The sequence below is a fragment of the Treponema bryantii genome, assembly GCF_900113965.1.
GTDB lineage: Bacteria > Spirochaetota > Spirochaetia > Treponematales > Treponemataceae > Treponema_D > Treponema_D bryantii_A.
On the sequence record NZ_FORI01000007.1, the window covers coordinates 121612 to 133880 of the forward strand.

Here is a 12269-nt window from a genome sequence, read left to right on the forward strand (position 1 = left end):
AAAATTCAAATAAACTAGAAATATGAATATCCTTGAACTGATTAAACATCCTCTTTTTACTGGCCTTGATGAAAAAAGCCTGCCAGAGGCATTAAAGCTTTTTGAAAGTTCAGAAAAGGCTCTAAAGAAAGGGGAGTGTATTTTTAATTCAGGAAGCATAACAGAAGTAATGGGCTTTGTACTTGAAGGACGAATTCAAATAGAAAGCACAGATTATTGGGGAAATAAAACTATTATTGATAATCTTGGAAGCGGAAAGGTTTTCGGAGAGACTTATGCCTTAACAGGCAAACCTTTGATGGTAGATGTTGTTGCTGTTGAAGATTCTAGGATTATGATGATAAAACCTAGGAACATTTTTCTTCACAGCAACAATAAAATTAATTCGGTTCTGATTAAAAATATTCTGCAGATTAGCATGAATAAAAATCTTCATCTTTCACAGCGTATATTTCATACAAATGCAAAGACAATCAGAGGAAGACTTCTGGCATATCTTTCATCCTGCCTTCCTGCAAAAAGCCCTCATGCAGAATTTGATATTCCTTATGACAGGCAGCAACTTGCAGATTATTTACAGGTAGACCGTTCTGCTTTAAGTGCCGAACTCAGCAAAATGAAAGCTGACGGCCTGATTGATTACTGGAAAAATCATTTTAGACTTTTACATATTTGACCCGAAGCTCAAAATTTTATTATCTTTTATATATGACTTACAAATCAAAAAACAACAAAACATGGATTGAAGATGATAACGGTAAACAGATTGCTATTCTTGAATACCCGGAAGTAAAACCAGGTCTTGTAAATCTTGTTCATACTGAAGTTGCTCCAGAAATGAACGGGCAAGGGCTGGCCGGAAAAATCACTGAATATGTAGCAAATGAACTGAGAAAACAGGGGATAAAGGCAGAATTAACCTGTTCATATTCCATCAAATGGTTTTCTAAACATCCTGAATATAATGACATTCTTAGTGATCCTGAAGCTGAGGCAAAAAAAGCTGCTCAGTTGGCAGGGCCTGCCTGCGGAATTCAGAGAAAGTAAGCTAAATCCATGGAAATAACCTACGTAATCCAGAAATCCCGACGACGCTCAATGAGTATCCAGGTGGCAGATGATAAAAAAATCATCGTAAAAGTGCCGCTTGGAACGCCGACCTTTGTTGCAGAAAACTTTATCCGCGAAAAGAAAGACTGGATTACAAAACAGCTTGAAAAGATTGAAAAGCAGTCAGAACTTGCTGATTCCATGGGCCCGCTCACAGAAGAAGACATCAGCCAAATCAAAAAACAGGCGAGGATGGTGATTCCGCAAAGGGTAGAGTATTATGCAAAACTCGCCGGCATTTCCTACAATAAAATCTTTATCCGCCTACAGAAGTCTCGCTGAGGCAGCTGCTCGGTGGACGGGAACCTCAACTTCAACTGCCTGCTTATACTCATGCCTCCCGAAGTTCTAGACAGCGTAGTGGTTCACGAACTCTGCCACCGCCGCCACATGAATCATTCCCGCGACTTCTACGACGAAGTGCTCCGCATTTTCCCCGATTACAAGAGATGCAACAAATGGCTCAAGCAAAACGGCGGCGCGTATTTTAAGAGGGTATTAAAAGAGGATTAAGTTTCACAATTTGTATTAATCTTTATATTCTTTATATCTTCCTTTATAAGAAAGTCTATCAAATGAGAGAGAATCAAATTCATAGTTAAAAATATCGACATAATTTCTTTTTCCAATCATTTGAACACATAAATCTTTATATTTGTTACCTTCATAATAATCCAGAATTTCTATAACAACTGTTTTCACTTTTTCAGGCAATTTTATTTCATGAAAGTGAACAACATCCTCAAAATCAGAGATTATTGAAAAATTTGATTCAGGACTTGTGACCTTAATCTTTTTTAATCTACGATTAGCTTTATATAAATATCTCTTATCAGGATGAACATATCCATTAAGTATTACTAAAGAATTAGTCTTATCATGTAAATTTACTTCAATCTTCATATTACCTGGCTCTTTTGACGTGGCCCAAGGAATTGCATTGTATTTAAAAAGTTGAACATCAACTTCGTTGCAATAACAATAAAAATGGGATGCATCAAAAGTATCATAAGTAATCTTCCCATTTTTACCAGCTTCTACCAAGTAATCAGGGACTATAACTGTTGAATCCCAGTATTGTGTCCACCAACTTTTATCTTTTATATATTTATTGTATTCATTTTCTTTTATAAATGAACTTCCAAAATTAAACTCCGATGCTGACTCAGGATAATAAATATCTTTTAATGAATGATAAAGAAAATAATTTGAACCATAAATTACATACATTTTTGTACCGCAATATGACGTACTGTACCATCCTTCAGAATCCAGATTATACTCATTATAGTTTCTGACTTGGTAATAATTATCAAATCTCATTCCTATTTTATCACCAATTTTAAATACATCATAAGGACATCCTGTATGGAAATTATCATCTATCTCGAATGAAAATGATTGAAATGCTAGTATAAACGAAAATGAAAATAAGATTACTTTTTTATTCATAAAAACCTCATCAGTTAGTTCATTGAATATTATATTATAACATCATAATATAAAATAATTCAATTTACTTATTATTTAGTAAAAAAGGTGAAATTATGCAAAAAGGTCTTGTGATGGAAGGCGGAGCTATGCGCGGCATGTTTACTGCCGGCGTGTGCGATGTGCTTCTGGAAAATGGAATTGATTTTGATGGTGCGATCGGTGTTTCTGCGGGAGCGACCTTTGGCTGTAATTTTAAGTCTAAGCAGATTGGTCGTGCCATCCGCTATAACAAACGTTTTTCGCACAACTGGCGCTATTGTTCCTTCCGTTCATTTTTCCTGACCGGCGATCTTTACGGTGCCGATTTCTGCTACAATCAGCTTCCAAATAAACTTGATATTTTTGATACTGAAACTTACAGTGCCAATCCGCTGAAATTTTACGTCGTTGCTTCGGACTGCCGCACAGGCCAGCCGGTTATTAAAGAACTCAAAACCTGTGACCAGAATGATTTGACCTGGATGCGGGCCAGTGCGAGTATGCCGCTTGTTTCTCATGTTGTGAAGATTGACGGCTACGAACTTCTGGACGGCGGCATGACAGAGTCGATTCCGCTCAAAGCTTTTGAAGATATGGGTTATGAAAAGAATCTTGTAGTTCTGACTCAGCCGCGCGACTTTGTAAAAGAGCCAAGCTCATCACTTGCTCTTATGAAGCTCGCCCTCAGAAAATATCCAAAGATTTATGAGGCCATGACCAGACGCCACGAAGTTTACAATCAGGAAAAGGCCTACGTTTTTGAACAGGAAGCCGCCGGAAAATGTTTTGTAATCTGCCCGGAGGCCCCTCTCAGAATCAGCCGCACCGAAAAAGAGCCGGATGAATTACAGCGTGTTTACGACCTGGGCCGGGCAGAGATGCAGAAAAAACTCGAGGAACTCAGGGCATTCTTAGTCTAGTGCCCGATCATAGTATTTGCCCGGTATTCTGCGTTGAGCTGGGCAATTTCTTTTTTACCGTCTATGTACTGCTGATAGTCGATTTCCATTCCGCCACAGGCACAGCACATTGAACAATCACTGCCACAGCCAAGTGCATCAGCGACAATCTTTTCGCGTTCTTCTTTTGTTGTGTCTTTTATCAGAATACTCTTCATTGACTGCATGTCCTCTTACCTGTATTATATACCTATCTTTATAATAGGTAAATAAATAATATAAAACCAGAAACAGCTTTTGAATTCGCAATGCGCACCAAGCACGAGGAAATCGGATGTTAAACCAGTTTTCAAGAACAGAATTAATTGTCGGAAAAGAAGCCATGGAGATTCTGAATAACGCACATGTTGCAGTTTTTGGAATTGGTGGAGTAGGCGGATACACTGTTGAAGCTTTGATCCGCTCTGGAATTCAGCATATAGATCTTATTGATGATGATAAAGTCTGTCTTACAAATCTGAACCGTCAGATTATTGCAACAAGATCTAGCGTTGGAAAATACAAGGTTGATGTCATGAAGGAGCGGATTCTTGATATCAATCCTCAGGCAGAAGTGAACGTACATAAGTGTTTTTATCTTCCTGAAACCCGTAATCTCTTTGATTTTACAAAATATGATTATGTCGTAGATGCCGTTGATACCGTTACAGCAAAAATCAATTTGATTTTGCAGGCAAAGGAAGCCGGAACTAAAATCATTTCCAGTATGGGGGCCGGAAATAAAATGGATCCGACACAGTTTAAGGTCGCCGATATTTCCCAGACTTCAGTTTGTCCTCTTGCCAGAGTAATGCGTCAGGAATGTAAAAAGCGGAAAATAAAGAATGTAAAAGTAGTATATTCTACCGAAAAAGTTCTGCGTCCAATTGAAGATATGGCAATCAGTTGCCGTCTGCATTGTATCTGTCCGCCGGGAACAAAGCACAAGTGTACGGAGCGCCGGGATATTCCTGGAAGCAATGCATTTGTTCCTTCAGTAGCCGGTCTGATTATCGCCAGCGAAATCATAAAGGATTTGACTCAGGAAGCTACGACAAGAGCAAGAGCGGCTATTGCATAAGCGGGAAAAATGCTATTATCTTTCCTGTATCCATGGAAATAACCTACGTAATCCAGAAATCCCGACGACGCTCAATGAGTATACAGGTGGCAGATGACAAGAAAATCATCATAAAAGTGCCGCTTGGAACACCGACATTTCTTGCAGAAAATTTTATTCGCGAAAAGAAAGACTGGATTACAAAGCAGCTTGAAAAGGTGGAAAAGCAGTCAGAACTTGCTGATTCCATGGGTCCGCTCACAGACGAAGACATCAGACAAATCAAGAAAAAGGCGAGGGTGGTGATTCCGCAAAGGGTAGAGTATTATGCAAAACTCGCCGGCATTTCCTACAATAAAATCTTTATCCGCCTGCAGAAATCGCGCTGGGGAAGCTGTTCGGTCGACGGGAATCTCAATTTCAACTGCCTTCTGGTTCTGATGCCGCCGGAAATCCTTGATAGTGTAGTGGTGCACGAACTTTGCCACCGCCGACATATGAATCACTCAAAAGAGTTTTATGATGAAGTGCTGCGGATTTTCCCGGATTACAAGCGCTGCAATAAGTGGCTGAAGCAGAACGGGGGAGTGTATTTCAAGAGAATTGAGAAATAAGTTTTCCAGGCAATGCTATTTATGGACAATGCCTTTTTTTATTTTTTCACCTGAGTTTCCTTTATTTGTGTAAGGATTTCAGCGTGTTTTGTAACAATCTTATTGAAGAAGCATTCAAACACTGCGATAAAGGTTACGAGTGGAATCTCTACATCCATAAGTTCGGTAACTTTAGAATCTTTACTATAATCCTGGATCTTGAAGCGGATGATGTTTTCGTCTTTTTTCCAGGCGAGGAATTTAAACAGATCATCTTCATCGGCATTGTAAACACCAAAGCCGTTTTTTATTGTTGAACCGATAAACATTTCCAGCTTACCCAGGGAATGGAAAGAGAAGAACATTCCGTGCTTTACAGAGGTATCTGGAGTAGAAAGGGTAATTTCGGTGTCGATGCTGAACATGGTTGTGCGGTCTTCTTCCATCCAGTCGTTATACTGCTCAATGAGTTCATCTATTTTATTTTTGCGGGCAGGAACAGAATAGTTGATTTTGAATTTGTCTGCCTTTTCACACTTCGATTTTGGGTAAGGAATTTCTTCATCCGGGAGGAACCATTTTTTGAGTTCCTTTGAATAGTTCCAGTCAAAGAAAGTAAATACATAATTTGGAGACAGAGTTACAGGATATTCGTCTTCAATCGGTTCTGTTCCGATTACAGGAAAATATACAAAGAAAGGGAAAAGCTTTTTGCATTTCTTTTCTACTGCATTTTCTGTACCTGAGATTCTGGCAAGCTGCCAGCCGGGTGTGTCATCGTTCTTATACAAGACATGTGAAAACTCGTAGTAATCTGCCATTTTATTACCTCTCTGTTTTTCTTTATTATATTGCTGTTTTTCCCTACAGTAAAGTTTTATTCAGTTTGAGTTTTCCCGGCTGAAACTTGTTCACTCCATCAAAGCCCTTATAGGATTCCGTCCCAAGGATTTCTGAAGATATTAGTAAGACGAGTATCAAATTGTTCTGATAAAGGTCTATTGATACTTTCACTTATTCTTCGCGATTCATTTTCAATCATTGTTCGATGCTGCTCCATCATCATTTGTTCTACACGTGCATTATGAGCCCGCATTTCTGCTTCCATAGATGACAAGATTCTCTCTGATTCCCAGTCACGCATAGGCGGCTCATAATAAGAAGAACTATAAGAAGTCTTTCTAGTCCTTGGTTCGCATGAAGTTGGGTTTGTAGTCGATTCTGAACTATTAATCGCTGAAATAATACCCCCAACGATTATTCCCAATATCGGCCCAACAATAGGCGCTAATACAAGAAAATATAATCCTGCAATACTCATACTAATACCTCCAATTAGATTTTGAATATTAAAAAATCACAATATCATCTTTATCAAAAACAGGTGGTTCCTGTTGCGAAAGAGACGCAATTTCTGCTCCTGCAATTGCTTTCCACCTAGGCATAAAAAAAAGTGATTCAGCAATTTTAAATTCTTTGAGAGCATCTTCTTTTTCATCTAGAGCTTTATATACTAATCCAAGCTGATAATGAACCATTCCATCATTAGGAAATTCAGATAAAAGTCCATTAAAATAACTGGTATCATTATCAGTAATTGCAATATCTCTTACTGCCTCTGCACGTTTCCAAATATTTCTCCAATCTGACATAATTATATCCTCCTTACTTTTGTCCAAGACCAAGCATCATATCTCCAAGATCCAGCAGGCTATCTATACAGCCTCCAATTTCTTTTCCGATACCATCAATCTCTATAGGTTGATAAACAGGAGCCTGGCGTATCTGAAAATCAGAAGAGGGAAGTGGAGAAGTATTGTGATACCGAATATCTTCATACAATCTTGCTTCCTGTAAAGCATTTGAGCGTTTAAGTTCCTGTAAAATCTCATTATTTACATTGTCTGCTTGATTTATATCCCATGGGTCTGCTACCCACTTTCCTGCATATGTGTGCATAATCTTTCTCCTTCTCGTTTCGATTATTTTTTTGATGGAAGTGTAAGTTCATTCACAAGCCACAATCCTGAATCTCTGATTTTTGTCACAGGACTAGAATTTCCGAGCCAGGAATCCGACTGTCTGCATGAAGCATCTGCTGAAATTGTATGAATAAGATATGATTCATATGCCAGACGTTCAGCCTTATCATTGATTGAGACTACTGAGAATGAAAAGTTTTCCTGCATGTATTTAGATACAAGTTTTTCAATTGACTTTTGATAAGAAAAATCTATTTGAGAAGAATACTTCTCTTTGTTCTCTCTTGTAGTTAAATCCAAATTCCATTTTTTCAGAAAATCATCGTTATTCTTATTCAAAATTGCACGTCCAATATTTCTACGAAAAATTGAGCGATCCTTGTTTTCATTTATAAGATGCTGCTGTAAACGAGATTTTAATTGAGATTCTCCAGTATGAGTTCCAACACGGACAATTCTGTCCATTCCCTGATATTTTTCACCTTTCTCAAAAAAGACATAAACTCCATTCTCAGGAATATCTTTTTTATCAAATGTGTATGTATAGCGAGGAAGCGAATTAAAGAATTTATGAATCTGCATACAAGGAGAGTCTTGAGTAATAGTATGTTCATCAAGCCACTGAAGACGGTTCCCCATAGAAAGATGTTCCAGAGGAAGAGAATAATGATTAAGATAAGGAATTAAATCTGAATAATAATCTTTTCCAGCAAGAATGATGAAGTTATCATTCAACAAATCTGCATATTGCGATAATTCAGTTTTAACAACAGATGCCCATTCTTTCTTATCTGTAGCAGTAAAATCCTTTAAGCATACATTGTATGGGTCAAGAATATCATTAAGTTTTACAAGATGGTGTAAAGCAGAAAGAATAAAGATTTCATTAGGATTAAGACTTTTTGCATATGCTAAAGACTTAATGAATGAAGCCGACTGATACAACTGTTCTGCAGGAGCAGAATAGGGGAGTTTTGTTTTGCAACAAGAGATGAGAATAAAGGTTTTCATAATAATACCTCAAAACGACAAACAACAAAATGCATAAAATGCAAATTGATGAAATGAGAAAATTGGTATTATCTGGGAATCTTATTCTGTTTTAAAAACAAAAAAGATAAGCACATTATACCAATACAACCATAAAGACCATCCGACTACAGAATGGTACCGACCGAAAAGTTAATTTGTGAATTAAAAGCATTTAGCTTTAATTACCCCAAAAAACTCCAGACGGGGTTGTATCTTACTAGGCTTACCTCTCAAAAAAAGTTTTCAATTTGTTATATGTATTATATAATATCAAAAAGAATTACTGTCAAGAAATTTTTAATTAATTTTGGAGAAAATATGTCTGAATGGCGAGATATTTGGAAACAAGCAGTAAAAACTTCTCAAAATGCTATACTTTCAGGAAAAGTTGAAGAAGAATTTTCTAAATTACGAAATACAGTTGATGAAAATAATTTCAAACCATATCAAGATGACAAGATGGTCGATTTTGAAGAAGGTATTGCTTATGAATGTATTGGAAACTACGACAAGGCTATTGAAATATACGAAAGATCCGCGTCTCCAAAAGGACTACATGTAAACCATTGGAAATATCGTGCAGGGCTATGCTTAGAAAGAGCAAAAAGAAAGAAAAGGGGAGAATGCTTTTCAGATGTTTTCGGAGAAAACTATTTAAGTCTGAATTCTTCCGACAAGAAAACTCACGAAATAATACAGTGGGATGCGTTTTATGAAATTCATTCCTTTGTTCATATACCAAGCCATATTCGTTATTTAGCCATTTCATCTATATCTCGAATTGATTCAGAACCAGAAATGGCGATTGTTATTTTCAGGACATGTTTAGAAGATATAATACGAATTCTATATCCAAACGAATATCAAGAGAATGAAGAACAAAGGAATTCTCTTGGCCCGTTATTACATAATCTGTTTAAATCAAAGAAACTCTTTACAATAGAAAATAACAATGACTTTAAAAAAGATTATTGTAAAATTATAAAAGATCGTGGCGATGATGCAGCACATGGAAATGAAATAACCTATTCTCCATCCTATATTTCAGATACAATAATAAAGTTTATTGAAATCTTAAAAAAAGCAGATAAAGAAATTGCAGAATTATAATTCATAATAGGACCTTATCGCAGTTTCTGTTGAAATAATTATAATTATGTGTCTGTAAAACATTTTGTCACCAAAAAGACATTGAGGATTTATGTAGGAGTATGCAAGAATTGGCAGTATGAAAACACAAGATCCAATTACTATCGGCTTATGCCTACAAATAATGATTGACACAATTGGGCAGGATTGTCTTATAGATTATCTTGCAGCACCTACAACAAATTCAAAAGATTACACAAAGCAAAAGCAGAAATTTGCACGACTAAAAAAACGTAAAAACTTTGATCCAACAACAATAAAGAATCTTGAAGATTTTGCAAACTTTGAAAAAGACTGGGCTGAATGGCTTATTAAAGATGGTTATGCAAATGGCATAACTATGAATTATGTAGACCGATTTCTTGTTCATTTTGCCGAAGCTGCACATTTACAGATTCCTGTTGGGAATATAATGTATATAGCTACCTATTCAATTTGTTATGTAATTTGGGAAACACTCTTAACGCTTTTTCAACAAGATCAGAATCAGGATCAAGAGGATTTAATTCGTTCAACTTTATCAATCTTCGATTATTTTAATGTAGATTCGGAATATATGAAAAAGAATACAATTTTCAAAAAAGTATTTTGGTATCTTGATAAAATTATAAACAACAAATCAAAACTGTATAATGAATTATCACAATGGATTTATAATGACGATGAATCCAATCATGAACTTGAACGACAAATTGACAGATGGATAAAAGGAGAACAAAGTCCATCTTGGAAATATGTAAAATGTTTTTGTAGTGAAGAGTTTTTTCCGTCTAAAGAATTGTTCAAAGAAGTAGATATTCTTACAGACAAAGTAAATGAAACTGAAGAATTATGGAGAGCTTTTCAACGTATATTTTTGCTTGCTTATTTCATAAATAATTTCTTTAATTCACTGGAAAACAAACAGAAACTTATTACAACGGAGCAGAAAGAATATTTAATTTCTGGTATTCGATATATGTTCAGATATGCATGGTATGATAATAATCTGCAGGCCTTAAATATTGTTTCTGAAAATTTTGTTTTTCACTCACTGCATCATACGTTCTTTTCAAATATGCCAGAAGTTGGGCTACAAGGATATCTTGAGAACTTTATACCTTGGCTAATACATACAAATCCCGCTGTAAATATTGGTATAAATAAGATATTTGAAACAGAAGCAGAAGCGTTTAGTGAAATATAAATTATTATACGTTTTCGCTTATGTAAAAAAGATTATGCCCACTGCACAATCTCAACTTCCAACTTTGATTTCTCATGAGCTGGAGCCGGCTTTGAATCTTCTGCAGGATAGCCCATTACAAGATGTGGATTCCTGGTCTGTATTCCAGGCCTAAACCGCGCTGCGCATTCTTCGCTGGAACATGTAGATATTGATGATGAGGAGGCGATTTCTTCGCTTTTTTTCGGCTTTGGCTTTCTTTTCGGCGGTCCAGGTGACCAGAAGGCTTAAGGTGCCGGCGAGGAGGGAAGCGGTAATTACGATTGGCAGGTAGATAAAATCGGAAATTACCGCAATGCCGATTATCAGGGTGGCAAAAGTCGGCAGGCAGAAGGTTAGGATGTCGTTAAACTTATCTGGCGTAGACGAGTCTTTAGAATAATAAGTCAAAAAGATAGATAAGCTGATAACAGCCAAAAAGATTAAAACAGTAATTGCGCTTTCCATAATAAAAGCCTCCCGTTTGGATAGTTTTCTTACTTTATGGCTCTTATTATAAAATGCAAGAGTGCCAATCAAAGGCACTGTAATTTTTTTATACGCAAAAAATACGCAAAAAATGCGCAAAAAATGCGTTTTTTTTTGCGTTTTATGTCTTTATTTCACTTTTTCAGCCATTGCCAGGATTTCTTCTTTCCAGCGTTTTACGAGACGGGCAGGGGCGAGCGGTTCTGCCTGGCGGCCCCAGCAGAGCATAGATTCGAAGACTTTCTCAAACTGGCTGGAAGAGAAGGTTATTGTTGTAGAATCCTCATCTTCTACAAAGGTCTGATCATCGGCCCATTTATGATTTTTAATCCATTCTTTTGCATAACCCGTAAAGCGAATTTTGAATTTCTCAACTTTATCTCCTGCAAAAGCTCCAAGACGGCCGCCACCACTGTAATTATTGATGTCGAAATTATCGGGGAGGGTAAAGGTCTCATTCAGAACCGAAATATCGGCCATGAAATTCAAATCATACATCAGTATAAAGTCTGCATATTCACTGTAGGCCCAGAGATATACAGTTCCATTTTCCAGAATCAGCTGATAAGGCCATACAATTCTCTGTACATCATTATTTGTATATGACTTTTTATAGCGGAATTTGATTTTTTGATTCTTCTGAAGGGCCTGATATACCTTATCCCAGTTACGAATATTGATATCAAACTCCATTTGCGGAGAAACTACAACCCGTCCGGATGATAAAAGGGAATCCTTCTTTGCAACAGCCGGAAGAAGAAAATAAATCAGTTTGGTGACGCTGTCAAATAGGGGAGTGCCTTTATACTGCTGCAAGAGGCCACGCAAACTTGCAACGAGAGCAAGATTTTTCTTTGTTTCTTCAGAGTAAAAGAATTCTTCAAAGTCGGGATTTATTGCATAACTGCCGTTTACCAGCTTTTTCTTGAGAAGATCCATGCCACGCATTTTCTCAATAAGACGGAAAATGGTAGGTTCTGAAGTCTTAAAATGCTTTGCAAAATACTTAGAATTATATTTTACTTCAGAATACTCAGGAACTTCCCTAAGAATCTGCAGGATTTCATAACAACGGTCATCAAGCGATTTTTCTGCAATTCTGGCCTTTTCATCCTGTCTGTCATCACGCATTAATCTGTTCTGATATTTTTCTTGTTCTGAAAGCTTTCTACTCATAATAATATTATAACACGAAATGGCAAAAACGCTATAATTACTATCATTTTAATGATAGTATCG

General features: G+C 36.7%; 18 protein-coding genes. 9 read left to right on the forward strand and 9 right to left on the reverse strand.

Features of this window, described 5'->3' with window-relative positions; genetic code table 11:
* Nucleotides 1–22: 22 nt before the first annotated feature.
* From BM161_RS10025 to BM161_RS14475, 4 genes are read left to right on the forward strand one after another with little or no spacing between them, the layout of a single operon-like run.
* Nucleotides 23–676, forward strand: coding sequence for a Crp/Fnr family transcriptional regulator (locus BM161_RS10025; protein ID WP_074932357.1), 654 nt, complete (start codon nt 23–25; stop codon nt 674–676).
* Nucleotides 677–708: 32 nt separating this feature from the next.
* Nucleotides 709–1047, forward strand: coding sequence for a GNAT family N-acetyltransferase (locus BM161_RS10030; RefSeq protein ID WP_074932545.1), 339 nt, complete (start codon nt 709–711; stop codon nt 1045–1047).
* 51 nt (nt 1048–1098) lie between these two features.
* Complete coding sequence (locus BM161_RS14470) at nt 1099–1392, forward strand: YgjP-like metallopeptidase domain-containing protein (RefSeq protein WP_280521788.1); 294 nt, start codon at nt 1099–1101, stop codon at nt 1390–1392.
* 12 nt (nt 1393–1404) lie between these two features.
* The gene (locus BM161_RS14475) at nt 1405–1623 is read left to right on the forward strand and encodes a M48 metallopeptidase family protein (RefSeq protein ID WP_083425766.1); all 219 of its coding nucleotides are present in this window, start codon (nt 1405–1407) and stop codon (nt 1621–1623) included.
* A 15-nt stretch (nt 1624–1638) separates the two neighbouring features.
* Here BM161_RS14475 and BM161_RS10040 read toward each other — a convergent pair whose 3' ends face one another.
* Nucleotides 1639–2562, reverse strand: a complete 924-nt coding sequence (locus BM161_RS10040) for an NADase-type glycan-binding domain-containing protein (RefSeq protein WP_074932359.1) — start codon at nt 2560–2562, stop codon at nt 1639–1641.
* A gap of 95 nt (nt 2563–2657) precedes the next feature.
* Between BM161_RS10040 and BM161_RS10045 the strand changes: the two genes are divergently transcribed.
* Nucleotides 2658–3503 (forward strand): patatin-like phospholipase family protein, encoded by an 846-nt coding sequence (locus BM161_RS10045; protein ID WP_074932361.1) that lies wholly within the window; start codon nt 2658–2660, stop codon nt 3501–3503.
* Here the strand turns inward: BM161_RS10045 and BM161_RS10050 are convergent.
* Nucleotides 3500–3700, reverse strand: coding sequence for a hypothetical protein (locus BM161_RS10050; protein ID WP_027729057.1), 201 nt, complete (start codon nt 3698–3700; stop codon nt 3500–3502). The two genes, BM161_RS10045 and BM161_RS10050, sit on opposite strands and share 4 nt — an antisense overlap.
* Nucleotides 3701–3816: 116 nt before the next feature.
* Between BM161_RS10050 and BM161_RS10055 the strand changes: the two genes are divergently transcribed.
* Nucleotides 3817–4602 carry a tRNA threonylcarbamoyladenosine dehydratase gene (locus BM161_RS10055; RefSeq protein ID WP_074932363.1) on the forward strand — a complete coding sequence of 262 codons (786 nt, stop codon included), beginning with the start codon at nt 3817–3819 and terminating at the stop codon, nt 4600–4602.
* A gap of 74 nt (nt 4603–4676) precedes the next feature.
* Entirely contained in the window at nt 4677–5195 is a 519-nt protein-coding gene (locus BM161_RS10060) for a M48 family metallopeptidase (protein ID WP_083425767.1), read from the forward strand.
* A gap of 38 nt (nt 5196–5233) precedes the next feature.
* On the opposite strand, the gene BM161_RS10065 is transcribed toward BM161_RS10060, so the two are convergent.
* The 5 genes from BM161_RS10065 to BM161_RS14480 all read right to left on the reverse strand — a co-directional run bounded on the left by BM161_RS10065 (nt 5234) and on the right by BM161_RS14480 (nt 8167).
* Nucleotides 5234–5995 (reverse strand): hypothetical protein, encoded by a 762-nt coding sequence (locus BM161_RS10065; RefSeq protein WP_074932366.1) that lies wholly within the window; start codon nt 5993–5995, stop codon nt 5234–5236.
* A gap of 107 nt (nt 5996–6102) precedes the next feature.
* Complete coding sequence (locus tag BM161_RS10070) at nt 6103–6495, reverse strand: hypothetical protein (protein ID WP_074932368.1); 393 nt, start codon at nt 6493–6495, stop codon at nt 6103–6105.
* Nucleotides 6496–6523: 28 nt separating this feature from the next.
* Nucleotides 6524–6826, reverse strand: coding sequence for a hypothetical protein (locus tag BM161_RS10075; protein ID WP_074932370.1), 303 nt, complete (start codon nt 6824–6826; stop codon nt 6524–6526).
* A gap of 13 nt (nt 6827–6839) precedes the next feature.
* Nucleotides 6840–7133 (reverse strand): hypothetical protein, encoded by a 294-nt coding sequence (locus tag BM161_RS10080; RefSeq protein ID WP_074932371.1) that lies wholly within the window; start codon nt 7131–7133, stop codon nt 6840–6842.
* Nucleotides 7134–7156: 23 nt separating this feature from the next.
* Nucleotides 7157–8167, reverse strand: coding sequence for a DUF6884 domain-containing protein (locus tag BM161_RS14480; RefSeq protein WP_218150250.1), 1011 nt, complete (start codon nt 8165–8167; stop codon nt 7157–7159).
* A 339-nt stretch (nt 8168–8506) separates the two neighbouring features.
* On the opposite strand from BM161_RS14480, the gene BM161_RS10090 reads away from it, so the two are divergent.
* Together BM161_RS10090 and BM161_RS10095 are read left to right on the forward strand one after the other, a co-directional pair.
* The gene (locus tag BM161_RS10090) at nt 8507–9298 is read left to right on the forward strand and encodes a DUF4145 domain-containing protein (protein WP_074932373.1); all 792 of its coding nucleotides are present in this window, start codon (nt 8507–8509) and stop codon (nt 9296–9298) included.
* Nucleotides 9299–9416: 118 nt separating this feature from the next.
* Nucleotides 9417–10523 carry a hypothetical protein gene (locus BM161_RS10095; protein ID WP_074932375.1) on the forward strand — a complete coding sequence of 369 codons (1107 nt, stop codon included), beginning with the start codon at nt 9417–9419 and terminating at the stop codon, nt 10521–10523.
* A gap of 150 nt (nt 10524–10673) precedes the next feature.
* On the opposite strand, the gene BM161_RS10100 is transcribed toward BM161_RS10095, so the two are convergent.
* Nucleotides 10674–11009 (reverse strand): hypothetical protein, encoded by a 336-nt coding sequence (locus tag BM161_RS10100; protein WP_074932376.1) that lies wholly within the window; start codon nt 11007–11009, stop codon nt 10674–10676.
* A 150-nt stretch (nt 11010–11159) separates the two neighbouring features.
* Complete coding sequence (locus tag BM161_RS10105) at nt 11160–12206, reverse strand: helix-turn-helix transcriptional regulator (protein WP_083425768.1); 1047 nt, start codon at nt 12204–12206, stop codon at nt 11160–11162.
* Between the last annotated feature and the right edge of the window lie 63 nt (nt 12207–12269).